At 62.6% G+C, this 24,084-nt stretch carries 19 protein-coding genes; 8 read left to right on the forward strand and 11 right to left on the reverse strand.

What is annotated here, in order from left to right; translation table 11 throughout:
* The first annotated feature begins 80 nt into the window (after positions 1-80).
* Genes AC0ZZU_RS12105 through AC0ZZU_RS12120 form a run of 4 tightly spaced genes read left to right on the forward strand, consistent with a single transcriptional unit; the run spans position 81 to position 5,093 of the window.
* Positions 81-845 carry an SDR family oxidoreductase gene (locus tag AC0ZZU_RS12105; RefSeq protein WP_476340942.1) on the forward strand — a complete coding sequence of 255 codons (765 nt, stop codon included), beginning with the start codon at positions 81-83 and terminating at the stop codon, positions 843-845.
* A gap of 23 nt (positions 846-868) precedes the next feature.
* Positions 869-1,684 carry a shikimate dehydrogenase gene (aroE, locus tag AC0ZZU_RS12110; RefSeq protein WP_476340943.1) on the forward strand — a complete coding sequence of 272 codons (816 nt, stop codon included), beginning with the start codon at positions 869-871 and terminating at the stop codon, positions 1,682-1,684.
* Positions 1,685-1,739: 55 nt separating this feature from the next.
* Positions 1,740-3,182: an MFS transporter gene (locus AC0ZZU_RS12115; protein WP_476340944.1), complete on the forward strand. Its 1,443-nt coding sequence runs from the start codon at positions 1,740-1,742 to the stop codon at positions 3,180-3,182.
* 57 nt (positions 3,183-3,239) lie between these two features.
* Positions 3,240-5,093 (forward strand): ABC transporter ATP-binding protein, encoded by a 1,854-nt coding sequence (locus AC0ZZU_RS12120; RefSeq protein ID WP_476340946.1) that lies wholly within the window; start codon positions 3,240-3,242, stop codon positions 5,091-5,093.
* 64 nt (positions 5,094-5,157) lie between these two features.
* On the opposite strand, the gene AC0ZZU_RS12125 is transcribed toward AC0ZZU_RS12120, so the two are convergent.
* Complete coding sequence (locus AC0ZZU_RS12125; RefSeq protein ID WP_476340947.1) at positions 5,158-5,871, reverse strand: FadR/GntR family transcriptional regulator; 714 nt, start codon at positions 5,869-5,871, stop codon at positions 5,158-5,160.
* 96 nt (positions 5,872-5,967) lie between these two features.
* Here AC0ZZU_RS12125 and AC0ZZU_RS12130 point away from each other — a divergent pair, with 96 nt between their 5' ends.
* A complete protein-coding gene (locus AC0ZZU_RS12130) occupies positions 5,968-6,711 on the forward strand; it encodes a FadR/GntR family transcriptional regulator (protein WP_476340948.1) in 744 nt (247 codons plus the stop codon).
* 16 nt (positions 6,712-6,727) lie between these two features.
* Here AC0ZZU_RS12130 and AC0ZZU_RS12135 read toward each other — a convergent pair whose 3' ends face one another.
* The 8 genes from AC0ZZU_RS12135 to AC0ZZU_RS12170 all read right to left on the reverse strand — a co-directional run bounded on the left by AC0ZZU_RS12135 (position 6,728) and on the right by AC0ZZU_RS12170 (position 16,786).
* Positions 6,728-8,533, reverse strand: coding sequence for a glycosyl hydrolase family 28 protein (locus AC0ZZU_RS12135; RefSeq protein WP_476340950.1), 1,806 nt, complete (start codon positions 8,531-8,533; stop codon positions 6,728-6,730).
* 28 nt (positions 8,534-8,561) lie between these two features.
* Complete coding sequence (locus AC0ZZU_RS12140; protein ID WP_476340951.1) at positions 8,562-9,338, reverse strand: ABC transporter ATP-binding protein; 777 nt, start codon at positions 9,336-9,338, stop codon at positions 8,562-8,564.
* An 11-nt stretch (positions 9,339-9,349) separates the two neighbouring features.
* A complete protein-coding gene (locus AC0ZZU_RS12145; protein WP_476340952.1) occupies positions 9,350-10,189 on the reverse strand; it encodes an ABC transporter ATP-binding protein in 840 nt (279 codons plus the stop codon).
* A gap of 11 nt (positions 10,190-10,200) precedes the next feature.
* Positions 10,201-11,118 (reverse strand): ABC transporter permease, encoded by a 918-nt coding sequence (locus AC0ZZU_RS12150; RefSeq protein WP_476340954.1) that lies wholly within the window; start codon positions 11,116-11,118, stop codon positions 10,201-10,203.
* A 64-nt stretch (positions 11,119-11,182) separates the two neighbouring features.
* Positions 11,183-12,793 (reverse strand): ABC transporter substrate-binding protein, encoded by a 1,611-nt coding sequence (locus AC0ZZU_RS12155; protein ID WP_476340956.1) that lies wholly within the window; start codon positions 12,791-12,793, stop codon positions 11,183-11,185.
* 54 nt (positions 12,794-12,847) lie between these two features.
* Positions 12,848-13,885: an ABC transporter permease gene (locus AC0ZZU_RS12160; RefSeq protein WP_476340958.1), complete on the reverse strand. Its 1,038-nt coding sequence runs from the start codon at positions 13,883-13,885 to the stop codon at positions 12,848-12,850.
* A gap of 66 nt (positions 13,886-13,951) precedes the next feature.
* Complete coding sequence (locus AC0ZZU_RS12165; protein WP_476340960.1) at positions 13,952-15,562, reverse strand: ABC transporter substrate-binding protein; 1,611 nt, start codon at positions 15,560-15,562, stop codon at positions 13,952-13,954.
* Positions 15,563-15,631: 69 nt separating this feature from the next.
* A complete protein-coding gene (locus tag AC0ZZU_RS12170; protein WP_476340961.1) occupies positions 15,632-16,786 on the reverse strand; it encodes a mandelate racemase family protein in 1,155 nt (384 codons plus the stop codon).
* Between the two features lie 358 nt (positions 16,787-17,144).
* Between AC0ZZU_RS12170 and AC0ZZU_RS12175 the strand changes: the two genes are divergently transcribed.
* The 3 genes from AC0ZZU_RS12175 to AC0ZZU_RS12185 all read left to right on the forward strand — a co-directional run bounded on the left by AC0ZZU_RS12175 (position 17,145) and on the right by AC0ZZU_RS12185 (position 19,585).
* On the forward strand, positions 17,145-17,870 hold the full coding sequence (locus tag AC0ZZU_RS12175; protein WP_476340962.1) for an oligogalacturonate-specific porin KdgM family protein: 726 nt from the start codon (positions 17,145-17,147) through the stop codon (positions 17,868-17,870).
* Positions 17,871-17,957: 87 nt separating this feature from the next.
* Positions 17,958-18,791 carry an NAD-dependent epimerase/dehydratase family protein gene (locus tag AC0ZZU_RS12180; RefSeq protein ID WP_476340964.1) on the forward strand — a complete coding sequence of 278 codons (834 nt, stop codon included), beginning with the start codon at positions 17,958-17,960 and terminating at the stop codon, positions 18,789-18,791.
* Positions 18,792-18,889: 98 nt separating this feature from the next.
* Positions 18,890-19,585: a tRNA (adenine(22)-N(1))-methyltransferase gene (locus AC0ZZU_RS12185; protein WP_476340965.1), complete on the forward strand. Its 696-nt coding sequence runs from the start codon at positions 18,890-18,892 to the stop codon at positions 19,583-19,585.
* A 9-nt stretch (positions 19,586-19,594) separates the two neighbouring features.
* On the opposite strand, the gene AC0ZZU_RS12190 is transcribed toward AC0ZZU_RS12185, so the two are convergent.
* Together AC0ZZU_RS12190 and AC0ZZU_RS12195 are read right to left on the reverse strand one after the other, a co-directional pair.
* Positions 19,595-20,521, reverse strand: coding sequence for an SCO family protein (locus tag AC0ZZU_RS12190; RefSeq protein ID WP_476341076.1), 927 nt, complete (start codon positions 20,519-20,521; stop codon positions 19,595-19,597).
* 64 nt (positions 20,522-20,585) lie between these two features.
* Complete coding sequence (locus AC0ZZU_RS12195) at positions 20,586-24,008, reverse strand: Ig-like domain-containing protein (RefSeq protein WP_476340966.1); 3,423 nt, start codon at positions 24,006-24,008, stop codon at positions 20,586-20,588.
* Positions 24,009-24,084: the final 76 nt, after the last annotated feature.

Here is a 24,084-nt window from a genome sequence, read left to right on the forward strand (position 1 = left end):
CACCATAAACGATTGGCACGCCGGTGCGGTAGCGGTTGAAAGTGTCGCCATTGCCTTAAACCCCAGAGAGGGACATCCCCATGATCGACAGTTTTCGCCTGAACCGGCGCCGTGCCCTGATCACCGGATCCGTGCGGGGCATTGGCCTGGCCCTGGCGCGTGGGCTGGCTCAGGCGGGCGCCCAGGTGGTGCTCAATGGCCGCGATGCCGAACGCGCCAACGGTGCCTGCGCACTGTTGCGCGATGAAGGGCTGGACGTAGAGTGTTCAGTGTTCGACGTGAGCGATCACCAGGCCGTCGCGGCCGCGGTCGACACGCTGGAGAACCGCCTGGGCCCGATCGACATCCTGGTCAACAACGCCGGGCTGCAGCATCGCCAGGCGCTCCAGGAGGTGAGCGCCGAGGACTGGCACCGGCTGATGAGCATCAATCTCGATGGTGTCTTCAACGTGTCCAAGGCGGTAGCCCGTCACATGATCGCTCGCCGGCGCGGCAAGATCATCAACATCGGCTCGGTGCAAAGCGAGCTGGCCCGCCCTTCCATCGCGGCCTACGCCGCCAGCAAGGGCGCCGTGCGCATGCTTACCCGGGGCATGTGTGCCGACTGGGCTGGGCAGGGCTTGCAGGTCAATGCCCTGGCCCCGGGCTATTTCCAGACCGACCTGACACAGGCACTGGTCGACGACCCGGCGTTCTCCGACTGGCTGGTGAAACGCACCCCCGCAGGGCGCTGGGGCAGCGTGGAGGAGTTGTGTGGCGCGGCCGTGTTCCTTGCCTCGCCTGCGTCCGATTTCGTCAACGGTCAGACGCTATTTGTCGATGGCGGCCTGACCAGCGTCGTCTAAGTCTCATAACAACGACCTCAACAATGCCTCAATCCTTGCCGACACTCTGCGGCTCAATCATGGGTTCACCGTTTTCACTGTCCGCAAAGATCCACAACGCTGCATACGCGGCCTTGGGCCTGGACTACACCTTTGTCTGTTTTGGCGTTGAAGACCCGATCGCAGCCGTGGCCGGCATCCGGAGCCTGGGGGTGCGCGGCATGAACGTCTCCATGCCCTACAAGACGGCAGTGATGGCGCATCTGGATGCCATCGACGAATCGGCCCAGGTGATTGGCGCGGTCAACACCATCGACAACGTCGACGGCGTATTGACCGGCTACAACACGGACTACCTGGGCGCGATACGCGCCTTGCAGGAGGTCACCGAACCGAGCGGCAAGCGTATCGCCGTGATAGGTGCCGGCGGTGCTGCGCGTGCGGTTGTCTATGGCTGCCTGCAAGCGGCGGCCAAGGTCACGGTGTTCAACCGCAGTGCCGAGCGCGGCGCCGCGCTGGCCCAGGACCTTGGGGTCCAGTGGGGCGGCGGCATCGAGACGTTCACTGCGAAAAGCTTCGACATCGTCATCAACGCGACCTCCGTGGGCTTCAAGCAGCCAGACAGCAATCCACTGGATGGCCGCCTGGCCAGCCACCTGATCGTCATGGACGTGGCATTCATACCGGTGCAGACCGCTCTGCTGGCGCAAGCCAAGGCACTGGGCTGCCGCACCGTGGCCGGCACCCGCATGCTGGTCCACCAGGCATGCCGGCAGATCGAGCTGTATACCGGGAAGGAAGCGCCGCTCGACATCATGGAGCAGGCCATGCTCCAGGAAATGCAGAGGTTGAAATTGTAATTGCCCCACTACCTGTGAAAAACAAGATGCCGTAAAGGCACCTGGAGGTTCCAAGATGACACACGATCATTCCGCATCCGACATCGCCTCTACCCAGGACCCGCAGGAGCGCAAGAAAGACTTGCACCGTGCGGCCTGGGCCTGCTCCCTGGGCAGCGCCCTGGAATACTATGACTTTGCGCTGTATACATTGGCCGCGGCACTGATCTTCGGGCCATTGTTCTTTCCTGAACAGACCCCTGCCATGAGCCTGATCGCCAGTTTTGGCACCTACTTCCTGGGCTTTGCGATCCGGCCACTGGGCGGCGTGCTGTTCGGGATGATCGGCGACCGTATCGGACGCAAGTTCGTGCTGACAGCCACAGTGCTGCTGATGGGCATTTCCAGCACCCTGATCGGTGCCTTGCCCACCTTCGATCAAGTCGGCTACCTGGCGCCGGTCCTGCTGGTTGTCCTGCGTCTGCTGCAAGGGCTGGGTGCAGGCGCCGAACAGGCGGGTGCCGCGGTGATGATGACCGAGTATGCGCCCGAGGGCCGGCGCGGCTTCTATGCCGCCCTGCCCTTCCTTGGCATCCAGTTGGGCACCATCCTCGCGGCACTGGTGTATTTCCTGGTGGTCATCGGCAATGAAAACGTCATCGAAAGCGGGCTGTGGCGCGTGCCGTTCTTCAGCAGCGTCGTGATCATTGCACTGGGCCTGTACATGCGTCTTTCGCTCAAGGAATCGCCAACCTTCATCCGCCTCAAGGCCCTCAAGCGCGTGTGCGACAACCCGCTGAAAAGCGCGATGAGGCACTCCAGGCCTACCCTGCTGATCGGTATCGGCCTGCGGATGGGTGAAAACGGCGGCTCGTCCATCTACCAGGCCCTGGCGGTGAGCTATATCGTGGGCGTGGTGGGCCTGCAGGGGCCGGTAGGGGTACTGACCTTGATCTGCGCAGCCCTGCTCGGCGCGATGACCGTGCCCATCGCCGGCAAGCTCAGCGACCGTTTTGGCCGGGTCGTGGTCTACCGGGCCTTCGCGGTCCTGCAACTGGCGCTGGCATTCCCGGTATGGTGGGTGCTCAGCCTGGGCAACGTCGTGGCGAGCATCATTGCCATCTCGGTCGCGCTGGGCATCGGCACATGGGGCATGTTCGGCACCCAGGCGGCGTTGATGCCTGAACTGTTTGGCTCGCGTCACCGCTACATGGGCGTGTCGATCGCCCGGGAAGCGTCGGCGGTCATCGCGGGCGGTATCGCGCCGATGATAGGGGCCGGGCTCATTGCCTGGGTCGTGGCGCGTCACGACGGCGACGCCAGCGCCGGCGTGGGTGCCTGGTTGCCGATTGCCTGCTACCTGTCCTTGCTCACCCTCATCACCCTGTACACCACGTTCAAGACCCCGGAAACGCGCAACCGCGACCTGGACGAGCCGCGTGATGCCTGGGAGATAGCCAACGCCGGAATAGCCAGCACCGTTCAAGCCAATACGAATGCACCCTCGCGCGCGGTATGAGTCAAAGCTTCCGTTAAATGGCAGAATCGCCGTAACTTGACCATTTCGGAGACCACTATGCTTCGCGTGTTTGAACAAAGGCTCGACCCTTTCCCGCCCGACGAGGCACCCCCACCCCCCGTCGGCCTGGCACGGTTCCTGTGGGCCTGCACGCGAGGCGCGCGTGGCTATATCCTCGCATTGGCACTGCTCAGCGCGGGTGTATCGATCTACGAAGCCTGGTTGTTTTCCTTTCTCGGGCAGGTCGTGGACCTGCTCTCGGCCTGGCAGGCCGGGGGCGAGGTGAACGGGCAGGAAAGCCGCGTGCTGTGGGGCATCGGCATCGTGCTGTTCACCAGCATCGGGCTGGTGGCGCTGCGTACGATGGTGCAACACCAGATATTGGCAATCAATCTGCCGCTGCGGCTGCGCTGGGACTTCCATCGGCTGATGCTGCGGCAAAGCCTTTCGTTCTTTTCCGACGAGTTCTCCGGCAGGGTCACGACCAAGGTAATGCAGACCGCGCTGGCCGTGCGCGAGGTGCTGTTCACGCTTATCGAAATCGCACCTGGGATCGGGGTCTACTTCATTGCGATCATCGCCCTGGCCGGTGGCTTCGCGCTGAAACTGATGCTGCCCTTCATCATCTGGGTCGCGTTGTTCGGGCTGGCCATGCTGTACTTCGTGCCACGCCTGGGGCAAGTCGGGCAGGAACAGGCCAATGCACGGTCGTCGATGACCGGGCGTATCTCCGATGCCTACACCAACATCACCACCGTGAAGCTGTTCTCGCACTCCAAGCGTGAAGCGCACTTTGCGCGCGCAGCGATGGAAGACTTCAAGCAGACCGGTTTCCGCCAGATGCGCCTGGTCAGCCAGTTCGAGATCGTCAACCAGGCGCTGGTGGTCGCGCTGATCATGGGCGCAGGCGGCTACGCCCTGTGGCTGTGGCACCAGGGCGAAGTCGGCACGGGTGCCGTGGCGGCAATCACTGCAATGGCACTGCGTATCAACGGCATGTCGCATTGGATAATGTGGCAGATGACGTCGCTGTTCGAGAACATCGGCACCGTCCAGGACGGCATGGCGACCCTGACCCGTGGCCCCAAGGTGCAGGACGCGCCGAATGCGGGCGTGCTGGCGACCTCTGGCGGCGCGGTGACCTTCGACAACGTGAGCTTCAACTACAACGGTGAACGCCAGGTGCTCGATGGCCTGAGCCTGAACATCCGCCCGGGTGAAAAGATCGGCCTGGTTGGCCGCTCCGGTGCCGGCAAGTCCACGCTGATCAACCTGTTGCTGCGGTTCTACGACGTGGACAGCGGGGAGATTCGCATCGACGGGCAAAACATTGCCCATGTCACCCAGGACAGCCTGCGCAGCGCCATCGGCATGGTCACTCAGGATACCTCTCTGTTGCACCGATCCATTCGCGACAACATCGCCTACGGCCGTCCCGATGCGACCGACGCGCAGATCCACAGTGCTGCGGCCAACGCTCAGGCGGATGGTTTCATCAGCCAGCTGAGCGACCGGCAAGGCCATTCTGGCTATGACACCTTGGTGGGTGAGCGGGGTATCAAGCTGTCGGGCGGCCAGCGCCAGCGCGTTGCCATCGCCCGGGTGATGCTCAAGAACGCCCCGATCCTGTTGCTGGACGAAGCCACCAGCGCCCTGGATTCGGAAGTCGAAGTCGCGATCCAGGAAAGCCTCGATGAAATGATGGAGGGCAAGACCGTCATCGCCATCGCCCACCGGCTGTCCACGATCGCCGCCATGGACCGGCTGATTGTCATGGATGAGGGACGCATCATCGAACAAGGCACCCACACCGAATTGCTCGGCAAGAACGGCATCTACGCGCGGCTGTGGCAGCACCAGAGTGGTGGGTTCCTGGGTGAGGACCAAGGAGTGGCCGAGGCCGTGGAGTAGATATAAAGGCGACTATGCATATGGCCCGGGCTGCGTCCTGCTAGCCCGCGCCGCCGCTATCCGATCATCCAGCCGTTGTCTCAACGGCATCGCGCGCACGCTGCAGGCAATTGGTCAGGTGCAGTCGCATCGCCGCGCGTGCTACATCGGCGTCTCTGCACGCAACCGCCGCGTAGATCTGCTCGCGCTCACGAACCTGTAGTGCGCGCTGATGCTCCGAGACGTAAGGCGCCGCCTGTTGCGGGGCAGAGATCAGCGTAGTGCTCAGATGAGTCATGGCATCGATAAAAAAGCTGTTGCCGGTGCATTGGGCAATCTGCACGTGGAACTTGAAGTCGATGCGCGTGCTTTCCTCCCCGGTCAGCTCAAGGGCGTTGGCCTCGTCCAGCGCTGCGCGTATGGCCAGCAACTGTTCGGGTGTGGCGCGCTGCGCAGCAATGGCGGCGGCCTCCACTTCCAGGCTCAAGCGAAGTTCGATGATCGCCACGGCGTCGTACGCGGTGCCTTTTTCAGGCTTGCCGCCCTGGAAATCACCTGGGCGGACTGTGTCCACCACGAAGGTGCCGATGCCACGACGTGTTTCTACCAGCCCTTCTGCCTGCAGCCGCGACAGCGCTTCGCGAACTACCGTACGGCTGACCCCGCGTTCCTCGGTGAAGACCTGTTCGGTCGGTAACTTGCTGCCCGCCGGCAGCTCGCCGGCGAGAATTCTGCGCGACAGATCGAGCACCAGTTGCTGGGCGAGGTTCAAGCGTCGATCAGGGGAAACATTCTCCATCGGATGGATCCATTCAAACCAGACGATGCTGGATTATACCCGCAGCTTCACGTTGAAACGCACTATAATGGCCGCTGTTCACACTAGAGCACGATGATGTCGGATCAAATCTCCCCCGCCACTCACAAGCCTCGCCGTCTAGCCGAATCCCTGGTGGAGCGCTTCGCCCAGCGCATGCGTGAAGGCACACTCAAGCGTGGCGAAAAACTGCCTACCGAAGCGAAGATCATGGAGACCGAAGGTGTCAGCCGGTCGGTGGTCCGCGAAGCGCTGTCACGTATGCAGGCGGCGGGGCTGGTCGAAACCCAGCACGGTGTCGGTACCTTCGTGCTTGATATGCCGGCGCCAGAGGGGTTCAACGTTGGGCCGGCGACGATTGTACTGTTGTCCGATGTTCTCGACCTGCTGGAGTTTCGCCTGAGCCTGGAGGTTGAGGCTGCGGGCATGGCTGCCGAACGTTCCAGTGCGCAGGCACTTGAAGAGCTGGAACAAGCGTTGAAGGCGTTGCTGCAAGGACCGGAAAAATCCGGCAGCACCACCAACGCCGATTTCCAGTTCCACCTGAAGATCGCCAAGGCCGCGGGCAACCACTATCTGATCGACATCATGAAGCACCTGGGCACCAAGATGATCCCGCGAACCCGCATGAACTCCGCCTACACCGGGCAAAGCAATCGCAGCACCTATCTCGCGGGTATCAACGCCGAACATCAACAGATCTTCGACGCCATTGCCAGCAGACACGTCGATGCCGCACGTGCGGCGATGTACCTGCACCTGAGCAACAGCCGCATGCGCCTGCGTGCGGCGCAGCAGCTTCAGGCGTTCTACAGCGAGTGAGACCTGTGGTTACGGGTCAGTGGAGCACGGCCTGCCATGGTTGTTGCGGTAGCGGCTCCACGTCATGGAAGGCAAGCCCCTGGCTGCCACTCACCTGCCAGGGATTCTCGCCCCCCGTTTCGGTGAAACGGATACTGTCGAAGCGCGAATCCCTCAGGCCATCGATCTTCACCCTGGCCGGTCCGCTGAACCGTACCCGTTCAAACGCCAGCCCCTGATGATAGGCACCGTGCTGGCTATCCCCCTTGACCTCGATCGCTGCCATCCGGGCGTTCTCGACACTGACATCACTGACCCGGATATCGCGGAACTGGCCCGGTATCGTCGATCGCTTGTAATCGAGCTTGGCATTCGGATCGTTGTAATCCAGTGTGAAGATGAACGCCTGCTTGGCGGTGTTGCGTATTGCTGAATCACGGAAGGTGACATTGCGCGCGCCTCCTCCCATGAAGTCGGTGCTCTTCATGCGCAGCCCAGTATCGGTGCCATCGGAAACGTTGTCTTCAGCCAGGATGTCTTGGATCCACGCCCCGGTATGACTGCCAGCGACAATCATGCCGTGGCCCTTGCGGAAGTAGTTGTTGAAGATCCAGGCATCTTCCTGGGGTTTCTGGGCTACCGCATCGGCGCCGGTACCGGCCGCGAAGTTGACGCAGTCATCGCCGGTATCGAAGAAGTTGTTGAAGACCAGTGCGCCCCGGCTGTTGGCGAACTCGATACCATCACCGTTGTTGGCGTCGTAGGTCTTGTGCGTGGTGTTGGCCAGCACCACGTTCTCGGTCTCCAGGTTCATGATGCCGTGGTAAGCCGGGTTGAGCACCGTGAAGCCGCCATAGAAGACGTTCTTCACCTCGCGCAGGGTGATCAGCGACGAGCGCATCTGACCGTAGGCGTCCTTGACGTTCATGCCTTCGGCCACTGCACGTTCCACCTGGGCCTTGGCCAACACGCCATCGTGCAGGTAGCGGGTATTGTCGCTGGGGAGGTAGAACGGCAGAGCCTGGCCACGTTCATCCACAACATCCGCATTGCGCTTCCAGCCATTGCCATCGATGGTGCCCTTGCCGACGATGCGGATGTTCTCGAACGACTGATGCTTGCGCGGGTCACGCGGCAGGGCGTTGATCAGCGAGGCTGGGCGCACGGTGGTTGAATAGGGGTACTGGATGTAACCGTCGCGCGGGTAATCCTCGGCGCGCTCGGAGCCAAGCAACGTCGCGTCCTCCGCGATTTCAAGGGTCATGTTGCTTTTCAGGTAGAGTGCGCCGCTCTTGTATGTACCGGCCGCCAGTAGCACCTTGCAGCCAACGGTACAGGCATCGATGGCGCGCTGGATAGCGGCAGTGTCAAGCGTGGTGCCGTCGCCCTGGGCTCCGTATTGTTTCACATCGAACAGCGCTGGCACGGCAGTGGTGCGTTGAACCACCGGCGGGCTGTTCTCCGACGCCTTGCCGTCGCGACTGACCGAGCGCACCGTGAAACGGTATTCGGTGTCGGGCATGAGGCCCTGAGCTGTGAAGCTGTGAATGGCGATGCGGTGATGAAAGTTCCGGGTGTCCTGTTCGTAGAACCTGTCGATGTAGGGCTTGGCCGGGGATACCTGGCCATTGTTGGCATTGGCGCTCCCCAGCAGCTTGCCGTTGGCGTACACCTGGTAATCCACGATATCGGCATGGCGAGCCGGCTTTTCCCATACAAGGATAATCTGCTGGTCATCGTACGCCAGGGTGGGGACCTGGAGCTTGCTCGGAGCTTCGAGCGCCCAGAGTGGCGGGCTGCAGCTTATGGCCAGGGCGCTCAGGAGGGATTTTGCATACGGCATGTTTTGACTTCCTTGTTTTTTGCGAGCTTCAGGCAGTGGCAGCGGGTAGGGACTCGGCACTGAAGTCGCGGCTGGCCTGCACGAGCATGCGGGTGTAGTCGTGGGTGGCCAGGTCATGGCTCAAGGCCTGGCTGTCCAGGCGCTCGACAATGCGCCCCTGCTGCATCACGGCAACCTTGTCGCAAAGGTGGCTGACCACGCCCAGGTCGTGGGTCACCATCAGGTAGGTAAGCTTCTCGCGCTGCCTCAAGTCCGACAGCAGGTTGAGAATCTCGGCTTGCACTGACACGTCCAGGGCCGAGGTGGGCTCGTCCAGCAGCAACACGCGCGGCTCCAGAATCAGCGCACGGGCAATGGCCACCCGCTGGCGCTGGCCGCCGGACAGCTGGTGCGGGTAGCGATAGCGGAAGCTGTCGTTCAGGCCGACCTTGAGCAGGATGTCGTTGATGCGGTCATCACGCTCGCCCATTCCGTGGATGGTCAGCGGTTCGCGCAACGCGGTGTCGATGGTATGGCGCGGGTGCAGCGAGCCGTACGGGTCCTGGAAGACCATTTGCACCTTGCGAAAGTGCTCCTTGGGGATCTTGTGCTGCAGCGGTACGCCGGCGATGCGCAACGCCCCGCTCCAGTGCCGGTACTGGCCGGCCAGGCAACGCAACACGGTGGTCTTGCCGGAACCCGACTCGCCCACCAGGCCGAACGACTCGCCGTCCTCGACACTCAGGTTGACGTCGTGCAGCACCTGGTTGAGCGCGGCGCCTGCACCGAAGCTCAGGTTCAGCGATTGTGCTTGGATCATGGACATGGTCATTTACCTCAGCAGGTGAGCCAGAGCGGGTCGCGTTGCAGTACCGGCAAGCGTGGGCGGCGGTTGTCCATGCTCGGCAAGGCCGCCAGCAGGCCACGGGTGTATGGATGCTCGGCGTATTGAAGGTCGCAGGCCGCCAGCGACTCGACCACGCGCCCGGCATACATCACCAGTACGCGGTCGCAGTAGTTGCGCACCAGGTTAAGGTCGTGGCTGACGAAGATCAGGCCCATCTGCTGCTCGACCACCAGTTCTTCGAGCACGTTGAGTACCTGCTGGCGCACCGACACATCGAGTGCCGAGGTCGGTTCATCGGCGATGATCACCTCTGGGTTGGTGATCACCATCATGGCGATCATGATGCGCTGCCCCATGCCGCCGCTGACTTCATGCGGGTACAGGTTGTAGACTCGCTTGGGATCGCGGATGTGCACTTTCTCGAGCATCAGCAACACCCGCTCGCGCGCCTCGCTGCGACTGGCCTTGTGGTGCGCCAGGTAGGCCTCGGCGATCTGGTCGCCCACCTTGACCACCGGGTTGAGCGAGTACTTGGGGTCTTGCATGATCATCGAGATACGCTGGCCGCGAATCTTCTGCATTGCCTTTTCGCTGGCGGTGAGCAGGTCGACATCGCCGAACTGCATGGCCTTGGCGGTAATCTGCGTACTGCCAGGGTGCAGCTTGAGCAGGCTGCGCCCGACGGTGGACTTGCCCGAACCGGACTCGCCGACGATGGCGAGTTTTTCGCGGCCCAGGGTGAACGACACATCGCGCACCGCGTGCATTTCTTTCTTGCCGTTGACGAAGCGCACGTTGAGCGAATCGACATTGAGTTTGAGCGTCGACATGAAGCCTCCAGTTACTCGCTACGCGGGTCGAGAATATCCCGCAGGCCATCGCCCAGCAGGTTGAACGCCAGGCTGACCAGCATGATCGCCGCACCGGGTACCGCGACCAGCCACCAGCACTCGAGCATGTAGCGGCGGCCGGTGGAGATCATGGCGCCCCACTCCGGCAGCGGCGCCTGCGCCCCGAGGCCGAGAAAGCCCAGCGCCGCGGCGGTCAGGATGATGCCAGCCATGTTCATGGTCAGGCGGATGATCACTGACGACATGCACATCGGCACGATGTGGCGCAGGATGATGCGCGTCGACGACGCGCCCTGCAGTTCGACGGCGACCACAAAGTCGGCCTTGCGCAGCGAAAGCGTTTCGGCCCGCGCCAGACGTGCGATCGGTGGCCATGAGGTCAGCGCGATGGCGACCACGGCATGTTCAAGGCCAGGGCCGAGGGCGGCGATGAACGCCAGGGCCAGCACCAGGCTGGGGAACGAGATGAAAATGTCGGTGATGCGCATGAATACCGTATCGACGATGCCACCGAAATACCCCGAGACGGTGCCGATGAACAGCCCGATGGGGCCGACGATGATGGTCACCAGGGCGATGATGTAGAGCGTGATGCGCGCGCCGTAGACCAGCCGGCTGAAGATGTCGCGACCGTATTCATCGGTGCCGAACCAATGCGCGGCACCAGGCGCCTGCAAGGCGTTGGAGAGGTTCTGCACCACCGGGTCGTGCGTGGCGATCAAGGGCGCGAGGGCGGCCACGACGACCAGCAGCAAGGCGACCAGCAGCCCCACCAGGGTCATCGGGTTGCGCACCAGGTGGCGTAGCACCCGCACACTGCTTTTGTACAAGGCGTCGAGGCTCGAAGCGGGCGAGCTGTCGGCCTGCCGCTTGGCGGTTGATTCGGTAGAAGACATGTTGGCAATCATCGGCATGCTCTCGATGTGAAATCATGGTGACCGGGGACGCCCGCAGACGCCTCCGGGCGGTGGTTCAGCGTTGCTTGTAGACGTCCAGGTAACGGGTCGCCTCGGCGTCATCGCCGGTGAAACCCTTGACGTCCACCGCGCTCACGGCAGTGTCGGTCATCTGCGAGATCATCATGATCGGGCCAACCTGCTCGTCGTACAGCGTCTGCGCCTCGTGGTACAGCGCCAGGCGCTTGCCGGCGTCACGCTCCACCCCGACCCTGTCGATCAGGTCGTTGAGCTGGCGATTGAAGAACGACGCGCGCCAGCCCTGGAAGTTGGGCAGGCCGGCGGCGTCGCTGTTGTCAGGGTTGTAGACGAATGTACGCAGGCTGAAATACGGGTGCGGGTAGCGCTCGGCACCCCGGGCCACGATCATCTCGAAGTTGCGCGCGCGCATCGCGCCATATACCTGGTTGCCGGTGCCGGTGACGATGCTGGCCTTGATTCCGCCTTCGGCCAGGGTCGACTGCATGCGTGCGGCAATGTCGATGAAGGGCGGTTCGGACAGCGTGCGGATGGTGGTGGTGAAGCCCTGCGGGTAGCCGGCTTCGGTCAGCAATGCCTTGGCCTTGGCCACGTCCATCGTGTAGCCAGGGTCTGGCAGGCGCGCCTCCAGGCCCAGTTGCATCGGTTGCTGGTTGAGCTTGCCGTAATGCGGCATCACCTGCTCGTCCAGGCCCTTGTAGTCGATCAGGTTGCGCACCGCTTCGCGCACTTTCTGGTTGGCGAATTCGGGCTGCTTCATGTTCATCGCCACGTAGTACATCGTGCCGCGCTGCAGCGATTGCACCTGCAGATTACCGGCGCTCTCGATGGCCTTGATGTCGGGCGCAGCCATACCGAAGGCCAGGTCCAGGTCACCGCGCTCCAGCATCAGGCGCAGCGATTGCGACTCGGTCAAGTGGCGGACCAGCACCCGCTTCATTTTCGCCGGGCCGGCCCAGTAGCCGTCGAAACGGGTCATGACCAGCGCATCGTTGGCGCTCCATTTGCTCAGGGTGAACGGGCCGCTTCCGGCCTCGTTGGTCACCAGCCAGGCCGCGCCCAGATCGCCATTCTTCTCGTGTTTCAAGGCTTGCTCACGGTCCACGATGACAGCGCTTGGCGAAATCGCCAGCGAGTCGATCACCAGCAGCGGATCGGTCGGCTGCGGCAGGTCGACTACCAGGGTGTGCGGATCGGCGGCGCGGATCAGCTGCTGGATGTTCCCTGCGTTGTAACCGTAGGCCTTCCAGGTGGTCGCGAGACCGAAGTTGAGTTTCATCACGCGGTACAGCGACCAGGCTACGTCCTCGGCGGTGAGGGCGTTGCCGGAGTGAAACCTGACGTCGTCGCGCAGGTGAAAGGTGATCCGCTTGCCGTCTTCGCTCACTTCCCAGCGTTCGGCCAGTTGCGGCATGTGTTTTTCAGGGTTGCCGTTGTCGCGCTTGACGAGGGTATCGTAGAGATTGGCGTTGACCCCGGAGGCATCCAGGCCTGGGGCGTTGGCCGGGTCGATGGAGAACAGGTTGACCATGCTCATGCCAACGATCAGCTGGTCGGCGGGGGTCTTGGCCTGCACCGCAGCCACCGGGCTCAGTGCCACGATCGCACCCAGCAGGCTTGAGCGCAGGGTCGGGAATACTGTCTTCATGTGAGCACCTTCTTTTTATAGTTATTCGCTGTGTTCGCGCTGGCCGAGGGGGCCTTAGCGGGTCCTTGGGTCGAACACTTTGTACAAGGCATCGCTGATCAGATTGAGTGCGACAAAGATCAGTCCGATCACCAGCACGCACCCCATCACCGCGTTCATGTCACCGAGCATCAGGCTGCTGGTGAGGTACTGGCCGAAGCCGGGCCAGGCAAACACGGTCTCGATCAGCACCGCGCCTTCGAGCAGCGAGCCATAAGCCAGGGCAACGACCGTGAGCAACTGCACGAGGATGTTGCGAAACGCATGGCCCCAGACCACCTGGCGCCGTGACAGGCCTTTCACCCGTGCGGTGATGATGTATTCCTGTGAGAGCTGTTCGAGCATGAAGCTGCGGGTCATGCGGCTGATGTAGGCAACCGAGTTCAGGCCGAGAATCAGCGACGGCAGCACGATGTGGCGCAGCGCGCTGGCGAAGGCTTCCCAGTCGCGGGCCACGGCCGTATCGATCAGCAGCAGGCCGGTGACTTCGGTCACCATGCCGTCGTAGGCCAGGTCGATACGCCCTGCCCCGCCCGCCCAGCCAAGCCAGGCGTAGAACACCAGCAGGCCCATCATGCCGACCCAGAAGATCGGCGTGGAGTAGCCGAACAGGGTGATCACACGCGCCACATGGTCCCCCAGCCGGCCCTGATTGCTGGCCGCCACCACTCCCAGCGGCAAGCCGATGAGGATGCCGAACAGGATTGCCAGGGTGGCCAGTTCGATAGTCGCCGGGAATACCCGCTTGATGTCTTCAAGCACCGGGTGGCCGGTGAGCAGCGCATTGCCGAAATCACCGTGCAGCAAGTCGTTCAGGTACAGTCCGAACTGGGTCCAGATCGGTTTGTCCAGGCCCATGGATCGGTACACCTGGTCGTAGGTGGAGCTGTCGGCGTCAGGACCGACCACGGCCAGCACCGGGTCCAGTGGCATCACCCGGCCAATGACGAAGGTCAGCGCCAGCAAACCAAGCAGGGTCACCAGGACCGTGCTGGCCCGGCGCGCAGTACCAGACACGCGGGTGCCCAGCACAGAGGCAGTCGAAAGAAACATAACAGGCTCCTGAAAAAGCGTTCACCAATGACCGAGGCGTGAGGGGCACGTATGCCCCGCTCCCGCTCAACGCGACTTGTAGACGTCTTTGTAACGGGTGGTGGCCGCGGTATGGCCCTGGTAGTTCTGCACGTCGTGGTACAGCACTACGGTGTCGGTCATCTGCGACACCGGCAGGATCGCCCCCACCTGCGCGTCCAGGGTTTTCTGGATCTGCTGGTACTGGGCCAGCTGCTGCGCCTTGTCGGGTTCGACTTCGGCCTGTTCGATCAGGCTGTTCAGCTCGGGGCTGAAGAACGAGGTACGCCAGCCCTGGAAGTTGCTCAGCTTGGCCTCGTCGCGGTTGTCCGGGTTGTACACCAGGGTGCGCAGGCTCGAATGTGGATGCCGCTCCGCACCGCCGCCGCCGCGTCCTACCAGAATGTCGAAGGTGCGTTCGCGCATGGCGCCGTAGATCTGGTTGCCGGTGCCCGTGACGATGGTCGCCTGGATGCCGGCCTGGGCCAGGGTCGACTGCAGGCTGGAGGCGATGTTGATGAACGGCGGCTCGGTCAGTACGCGGATGGTGGTCTTGAAACCATCGGGGTAACCCGCTTCGGCCAGCAGTTTTTTGGCCTCGGCCACGTTCAGGGTGTAGCCAGGGTCTTCCAGGCGAGCCGACAGGCCAAGCGGCAGCGGGCGCTGGTTGAGCTGGCCATAGTGCGGCATCACGGTCTGGTTGATGCCCTGATAGTCGATCAACGAACGGACCGCCTGGCGCACGCGGATGTCATCGTAGGGCTTTTGCCTGACGCTCAGCGCTACATAATAGAGAGTGCCACGCTGCACGGTCTGGGTATGGACCTTGTCGGACTTCTCCAGCGCTTCGATATCCGGGGCGGACATGCCCTTGGCGAGGTCCAGGTCGCCACGCTCGACCATCAGCCGGAGTGACTGCGACTCGGTCATGTTGCGCATGACGATGCGCTTGAGCTTGGCCGGGCCACCCCAGTAGCCGTCGAAACGGGTCATCAGGATCACGTCGTTGGCGCGCCAGTCCTTGAGAATGAACGGGCCGCTGCCCGCGGCATGGGTCGTCAGCCAGGCGCCGCCCATATCCTCGCCCTTCTGATGCTGCTGCACCACCTTGCGGTCGAGGATAAAGGCGCTGGGGGAGGTAGCCAGGGTGTTGAGGACCAGCGTCGGATCGGTCGCCCGCGGCAGCTCGACAACGAAGGTGTGCTCATCGGTGGCGCGCATGTACTGGGCGGCGTTGCCGGCAGTGAAACCGTAAGCCTTCCAGGTGGAAGCCAGGGCCAGGTTGAGCTTGAGGATGCGCTGCAGCGACCAGGCGACGTCTTCGGCACCCAGTGGGTTTCCCGACTGGAACTTCACGTCTTTGCGCAGGTTGAAGGTGAGGGTCTTGCGGTCATCACTGACCTGCCAGCTTTCGGCCAAGGCCGGTACCAGCTGGTCCGGTTGCTTCACATCCTGCACCAGCAGCATGTCATAGAGGTTGGCGTTGATCTCCGAGACATCCAGCCCGGTGGCCGCCGCCGGGTCGAGGGAAAGCAGGTTGATCATGCTCATGCCGACGATCAACTGGTCGGCCGGCGTTTTGGCGAAAGCCGCAGGTATCGAGGTCATTGCCAGCGATGCGGCAAAGACCCCTGCCCAGAGTTTGGGAAGAACGCTCATGTGAGATAGCCTTTTTATAGTTATTGGACTCTCGGGCGGCACGTCATGGCGCGTACCGCCATGCACGAATCAGAAGCTGTGCAGCGTATTGGTCTCGACGTAGTCGAAGTCGATCTCCTCGCCCAGGCCTGGGAGGTCCGACAGGTGCACGAAGCCGTCTTCGTCCATCGGGTCGACCAGGCGCTTGAGGTAGGCCGGCACCTCGTCGTAGTTCAGGAACGGGTGCAGCAGGCCGCGTTCGTACCAGGTGCAGTTCTTGATCGCACCGACCACCGCCAGGTTGGCCGCGCCGTTGCCATGGATCTCGCAATCCATGCCGAACGATTCGGCCATGTGCGCGACCTTCAGGCACGGTGCGATACCGCCGACCCCGGCAACGCCGGCGCGCAGGATATCGCAGACATCATTCTTCACCCAGCTGGCGCGGCTCAAATGTTTGCCGCCCAGGCTTTCCGGGCCCAGCACCGGGATGTCCAGCTGGCCAGCCAGCCAGGCATAGGATTCGGCGGAGTCTTCCATCATCGGTTCTTCGAACCAGGCAAAGTCCAGCTTTTCCAGGGCTCGGCCGATGGTCAGGGCCTCGGTGCGGCTGTACCAGTGATAGCCATCGATCATCAGCGCGATGTCCGGGCCAACGGCCTCGCGCACGGCGGCGCACGCCTTGATATCCATGCTCACGCTTGGCGCGAACGATACCGGCGGCATCCAGGTGTGCAGTTTGATGGCCTTGTAGCCGCGCTTGACCAGGGTTTCGGCGAACCGGCCGTATTCTTCAGGGGTCGACAGCCCGCCCGACAGCTCGTCGCCGCACATGGTCGAACCGTACGCTGGAACCTTGTCGCGGTAGCCGCCGATCAATTTATGCACCGGCACGTTCAGCTTGCGCCCGGCCCAGTCCCACAGGGCCTGCTCGACCAGCGCCAGGGCACGATCGGTCAACTGGCTGGCGCTGCCACGCTGCCAGTGCGCCAGGTCGTGCCAGATCTTCTCGCGGTCGAACGCATTGGCGCCAACCAGCACCTTGCGCACGAAACCATCGAGCACATACGGGCGGATGAGCTCAGGCGCACCCAGTGCAAAGCCTTCGTTGCCGCATTCGGTCCTGATGCGCAGCAATGCCATCTGAGCCTGGGTCACTTCTCCCGGGTGGGCATGGCCGGCGCTGTCCACAGCGCGGCGGGTGGGGTAGGAAAAAACCTGAACGTTAACAGCAGTGATGATCATGGACGTCTGAGCCTTCTTATTGGATTTGTGGCGGGTGTGTCACGCTCTGCCCTGATCCTACGTCATCATACAACAATTGAAAAGCGCCCCTGAAAACTTTATCAAAATGAGGTTTAGGCACCCGCTTCGTGTGTTTTGAAGCCTCGAAGCGGCCATACCCCGCTCGTATTTTCCCTTGAAACGCCCATCCTAGAGCTATCTCTACAAGTCATCCGACAACATTTGACGAAATCGTAGACAGCCCCATGGTTGTACGATAACTTGTGCTGAAATTCGCCACCCGGCCCTCGCACTACCGGATCAGATCCCGGCGATCCGGCTCATAACGACCTCGACAAAAACAAGAAAAGAAGATCGCATGAACAAGACACTCCGCAATCTCATCGCTGTCAGTACCCTCGGCCTGTCCTTCCATGTCTGCGCAGACTCGGCCAGCATCAACTACCGCCACGGCTACACCGAAGACGACAGCATCCATTCCGACCGGATCAAGCTCAATTACCGGATGGACAGCGGGCTGGGATTCGCTGCCGAGATCAAGTACAAGACCGCCGGTGACCGCGAGGACGTCGCGTACGACAACATGATCAACAACGGTCATGAATTCACCGTGGACTACAACTACAAGTTGAGCCCCAGGTCGACGCTGACACCCGCGTTCCAGATGGACAGTTCAAAAGACGCCACCGCCTACAAGTTCGGCTTGAAGTACAGCTACAAGATCTCTGATAGCTGGTACGCCGCCACACGCATACGTCACGACGCCAGGAACCTCGACCGCGACCAGGTCGACCATTCCTGGGCCGACCGCGCCAAGGACAACCAGAACACAACCCGCCTGGAGGGATGGCTCGGCTACACCCCTCAAGGGCCGTGGGCATTCGAGTACCAGTACATCTACTTCGATACCGACTACATCCGCTACGACAACAAGAAGAACGACTACGAGCAGAACATGATCGTCAAGTACAAGATCAACAAGCAGTGGGCGCCGTTCATGGAGGTGGGCGACATCAAGGTCAAGTCCACCACCGACGACCGCCAGGCCCGCTGGCGCTTGGGGATCCAGTACAACTTCCTGTGATGCTCCGCCGCCGGGCAGCCCGCCCCAGGGACGCCCGGTGCAGTCCTTTGTGGACCTCTCTCGCGATCTCAACCAAAGGCGTACGCCATGACGACACCAACCTCCTCCGCTACCCCGGACAAACCCTTCAACCGCATCCTGCTGACCGGCGCCGCCGGTGGTCTTGGGCAGATCCTGCGCGAAACGTTGCAGGCGCACGCCAATGTCGTACGTGTGTCCGATATCAGCCCGATGGCGCCACCGGCGGGCGGCCATGAAGAAGTGATCAACTGCAATCTGGCGGACAAGGCCGGCGTACTGGCGCTCGCCGACGACGTGGATGCCATCGTGCACCTGGGTGGGATCTCCACCGAACGCGCGTTCGAAGAGATTCTCGAGGCCAACATCCGTGGCACTTTTCATATCTATGAGGCAGCGCGCAAGCGCGCAATCAAGCGGGTGGTCTTCACCAGCTCCAACCACGTCACCGGCTTCTACCCGCAGGACGAGCCAGTGGATGCGCACTCCCAGCGCCGCCCGGACTGCTACTACGGATTGTCCAAGTCCTATGGCGAAGACCTCGCAACGTTCTACTTCCATCGCTACGGCATCGAAACCGTGAGCTTGCGCATCGGCTCCTCATTCCCTGAGCCACGCAACCTGCGCATGCTGTCCACCTGGCTGAGCTATCCAGACCTGGCGCACCTTGTGGAACGTGGGTTGCTTGCCGAAAACGTGGGTCACACGGTGGTGTATGGCGTCTCGGCCAACCGCGACCTGTGGTGGAACAACCGTCATGCGGCGCACCTGGGCTTCAACCCGCAGGACAGCTCCGAGCGATTTCGCACGCGGATGGATCAACTGCCCAAGCCTGCGGCGGATGATCCCACCGCCGGGCTGCAAGGTGGCGCATTCACTGCAGCGGGTCCGTTTGGCGACTGAATCGAGTACGCGCTCCTTGCCGCCCCGATCTCCGTACGACAGAATCGCCCCCCGATCCGGCCAGGGCGCCGACGGTTCATGGTCAGAAGGGGCTGTAGTTGAACGTAGAAACATTGTCCATGCGCCTGGAGTGCGTGGCGGCGCAGGTGCCAGCAGGCGCGCGGCTGGCCGATATCGGCTCGGATCATGGCTACCTGCCGGTGGCGTTGATGCGTCGTGGCGCGATCGTGTCGGCGGTGGCCGGCGAGGTGGCGCTGACGCCGTTCGGGGCGGCTGAGCGCACCGTGCGGGAGAATGAGCTGGAAGAACGGATCAGCGTGCGCCTGGCCAATGGCCTGGAGGCCATCGAGCCGGAGGACGGAATCACGGCCGTCAGCATCTGCGGCATGGGCGGCGAGACGATCCGTGACATTCTGGAGAGCGGCATGGCGCGGCTGAGCGGCCAGGAGCGCCTGATCCTGCAACCCAACGGCGGCGAGCAGCCGCTGCGCCAGTGGCTGATGGACAATGGCTACCGCATCGTCTGCGAGCAGCTGTTGCGGGAAAACCGTTTCGATTACGAAATCATCGTTGCCGAGCGTGCCAGCCCTGTTGTGTACACTGCCCAGGAGCTGTATTTCGGCCCGATGCAGATGCAGGCACGCAGCCCTGCGTTTCTCGCCAAGTGGCAGTGCATGCTGACGCAGAAGCAGAAGACCTTGACCCACTTTGCCCGGGCGCGGCACGCCGTGCCGGAAGACAAGGTGCGCGACGTTGCCCGGCACGCGCGCTGGATCACCGAGCTGCTGGCCTGACGAACGTGCTCAAGGGTTCACTGGCGTCTGGATCCGCTGGGTCTCTTCCTCCATATAAGTCAGCAGCGCAGTGATCTCGGTGTCGCCCAGGCGCATGTTGGGCATGGCCAGGCGGTTGTACTGCTCGTAAAGCAGCATGGCCAGGGGATCTTTTTCGGCAATCATCCCGTCCGGCGACTTCAGCCACCTGACCAGCCACTTGGCCTCACGCTGCCGGGTGACCCCCAGCAGGTCCGGACCTATCCCACGCGGCGCGCCCAACGCGCCATCGCCCAACGAATGGCAGGACGAGCAACGCGTCCTGTAGATCTGCTCGCCGGTGCTGGGCGGCCGTACTTCCGGAGCATGGCCATAGTCATTGGCCAGGTTGCTGGCGTTCTTCCAGTTATGCAGGCTGTTGCCCAGCCGGTCCGCCAGTATGTAGGGGCTCTCGAAAGGCGAGGCCTTCATCCAGCGGCCCGTCGCCTGGTTGCCAATGATCAGGCTGAGGTTGTGGTCCTTGGAACGGCCGTTTTCCAGCCCTTCGATGAACAGGCCAAGGCGTCGGCGCAACTGCTCGATGTCGTCGGCTTCCCCGGTCAGCAACGTCCAGCCTGGGCCGAGGCCGAACTTCTGGGCGTAGCGCTTGAGGGTCGCCGGCGTGTCGTTGTAGGGGTCGATGCTGATGGAGTACAGGAAGATATCCTTGCCCACCCGATCGCCCAGGATCTTCTGCACCTGCCTGAGCCGCGCAGTCTCCACCGGACACGAATCAGAGCAACCGGTGAAGATGAAATTGATCGCCACCACTTTGTCCTTTATCAGGTCATCGAAGAAGCGCACCGGCTGGCCGTCCTGGGTCACCAGCGGCGTGTTGGGGAAGTAGTTCTGCCCCCAGGGCGTGGCGGCTTCCACGTCCCGGGGCGCCTGCGCGGGCCAGAGCAGGATGCCGACCATGAGCAACAGCAGCAGGTGGGGACCTCTGATACGACGGCATCTGCTCATGATCCTGCTCCTTGCTTCAGCGAAGGGTGACCGGCACCGTGAGGCTCTGGCCCAGCGCGGAGCGAACCGTGACCGTCGGGGGATTGACAGGCCCACTGCCCGTCGTGGTGACCGACAGCCGCCAGCGCGCACCTGTGGCGGCCGGGCTCAAGGTGGCAGCGCCCAGGTCCAATGCTCCGCTGCTGGTCAAGGCCGTGACGCGGATGCTGTTGCCGGTAGCCTGCGAGGTAGTGCCGGCCAGGTCCCAGGTGTAGCGGTTGTTGCTGCGCACCTGCACCGTGGCGCTGCTGACCTGCACCTCGTCGGCGAGCGGGGCCGGCGTGACGGCGATACTGACGGTTGCCGGCGCCACCGAGACAGCGCCCAGCGCGTCGCGCGCCTCATAGGTGAAGGTGGCGGTGAACGGCGTCTGCACGGTGGCAGGCGGGGTATAGACCACGTGCGTACCGGTGCTGCTGACCGTGCCTTGCCCTGAGTCAGGTTGGCTGAGGCCTGAGACCGTCAGGGGCAGGTTACGGTCGGGGTCGCTGTCATTGGCCAGCACGTTCAGGGTGACCGGCGTGCCAGCGGTGGCTGCAGCGCTGTCCGGCATGGCCACCGGTGGCTTGTTGGCGCCCTGGTCATCACCGTCACCATCACCATTGTCATCGCCACCTCCATGGCTGTTGCTGCGCACAGCCGGCAGCGCTGCAGAACTGATGTATTCGACGCCGTCCCATCCGGGCAATGGGGTTGGCATCACCTGGAATTGCCCGGGATGCTCCAGGTCCCAGCGCAGCAGCATGGACGAGTCTTCGTGCTGGGTGTTGTGGCAGTGCTCCATGTAGGTGCCGGCGAACTCGCGGAAACGGATGGCCATTTCCACTTCGACCGAGGAGTCGGTCTCCGGGCCGATCCGGTAGACGTCCTTGCGCGCCCATTTTTCCCACTCTGGCGGGGCCTTGCCATCGCGCGAGAGGATCACCCCCTCTTCGAAGTGGACGTGGACCGGGTGGCTCCAGCCATTGCCCCCGTTCTTGATCTTCCACACTTCCAGCGTGCCGTCGCCACTGAAGCCGCCGTCGGTGGCTTCGCTCGCCAGTTGAGGGGCGGCGCTGATACGGCGTGGGTCCATGCTGTAGCCGAAGCCGCCATCGGACTTGATCGTCCAGGGCGCGGTGTCGGTGCCATCAGAGCGGCCGAAGGTGAATTCACGGTGGCGGGCGGCCTTGACCTTGGCCTTGTCACCCGCGTCATCGCGGTCGAGCGGCAGGGGAATCATCTTCAGGCCGGCGGCCTTGCCGGGCTTGGCCGGCTCGTAGGCCACCGGGTCCATGCTCAGGTCCTGGCCGCTGTAGGGTTGCACCACCAGCTGGAGGAACTTGCCCACCACCGGATCGCCCTTGTCCCATTCGGGGCCTTTGCTGGTCTGCTTGATGACTGCCTTGTACTTCTCGGACAGCACGTCGCCCAGCGCGATGACTTTGTTCGGCCCTTTGCCGGTGTTGTGTTCCAGCAGATTGACGAAGTAGAGCTTGTCGCCGGGGCTGATCCCGTGCTTGGCGAAGTTGATGATGATGTCGTACCGCTCGGCGATGGACTGGGTGGGCAGGATGCCGTTGCTGTCCTGGCGGTCGCCGTCGCCGTTGAGGTCCATGCTGCCGTCGAAGGGCACGGCATGCTCCATGATGTTGCCGTCGTTGGCGATCATGTGGAACGGCACACGGGCATAGGACACCCCGGAGCCCGACGGCCCCTTGAACTCCCCTGCATTGCCCGGCACTTCACGCACTACGGCGAGTTTGAAATAGCGTGACACCGACCCGTTGAGCAGGCGGAAGCGGTAGCTGCGGGCCCGTACCTTGAGGCGAGGATCGTATTGCCAGTTGACCAGCATCTGGTCCCCCAGGAAGCCATCGGTGTTGAACGGGTTGAACCACAGCTGACCGTTCGCATCCCAGGCCTTGTCGGCGATGACCAGGTTGACATCGTAGTCGCGATTGCCCCACGGCATGGCCGAGCCGCTGGGAAGACGCAGGTTGACCCCGTCCTGCAGCGCTTCGTTGCCGCGATCCAGGGCGCTGTAGTAGTTCATCATCACCGCGTTGCCTTTGTAGACGTTCTGCGCGGTGAAATCGAGCATGTGGTCGTGGAACCAGTGGGTGCTCATGGTTTCGCGCCAGTCGCCGCGGATCTTGATGCTGCCGTTCTCGCAGGTCTTCAGGCTGGGTGACGCGTCATTGACGAACAGCGTTTCGCCCGGCGCGCAGGGAAAGGCCGCGCGTGTATCTTCGGCGCGTGTGTTGATCGTGTCGTACCCGGCCAGTTGCACTGGCCACCGGTAGTCGTAGTACTGCCCGGGGAAGAAGTAGGCATTGGCGAAGCCATCGCTTTCGGCGGGCGAGTGGCCGTTGTGCTCATGGGTGGAGATGGTGTGCAGGCCGAAGCCGCCGTTGGCCGACGGGTCGATCGGCAAGGCGTTGTAGTGACGCATCAGCAACGGTTGACCGTACCGGACCATCAGCAGTTTTACCGGGAAGGTGCCATCGAACGTCCACAGTGACTTGTGATTCTGCAAGGGCATCTTGGGATGGAAACGCGTGTCGATCCCCCGGGTGGTGCCCAGCGTCGTAGGGATGTCGGAGGTCTGGTAATAGAGCCCGCCCGGGCCGAACTCGCCCTTGGCATAACCGTGCAACTGCTTGCGGTCACGCAGGCCCTGGTTGATCCGCGCACCTGCCTGGGCAGTCTTGAACGCGGCCTGGGGATAGAACTCGTTCCAGCGCTGGTGCGACCAGCCTTTTCCTGGTGGCCGGCCTTCGGCGGGCGAGCCTACCGAGTGACGGTTGAGGAAGTCTTCGATCTGCGCTTTCCACGGGTTGCGGTCCAGCACATTGGAATATTGGGACGGGTACGGGTACAGGCCAGGCTGCTTGAGGAAGGCTTCCAGAGCGCTGCCATCGGGGCCGCTGCGTGCCACGGCGCTGGGGTCCTGCGCCGGGGCGGGACCTACCGTGGGAGGTGGAAAGGTCAACGTCGGCGGTGCGGTCGCGGGGTCGAGTTTCTCCGGGCCGAACTCTTCGAACAGGAGCAACTGCTGGGTGAAGGGTTCGGCGCCGAACAGCGGGCTCGGCTTGCCGTTGGTGGGGTACTGCCGGGAGGTCTGCTGCAATGGTGGCAGCACGTTGTCGATGCTGACGGTCGAGCGGTCGCCGTAGAGTCCGTCCTTGAACTCGAGTGCACCTTCGTTGGCTTCGGGCAGACTCTTCAGATCTTCCAATGCCTGCGAGGGATTGACCGGGGGGTCGTAGTATGCGGAAGGGTCTGTAGGCGGTGGCTGAGCCACATCGTCCAATGAAGAGGCAACTGCGGGAATCAGCCCCAGACTGAGCAACAGCGCTGTCACTGCGGACAGCTTGAACGCGTGGAAATGAGCACACAACGCAACATGTTTCTTCATCGACAAGCCCTCGGGTCGTGCCAGGCGGCTTGAGGCCATCAGGGGTGGCCTTTTGCCTTTTTTGAGGGCTAAAGCA

The organism is Pseudomonas sp. JE3303, from assembly GCF_056312565.1.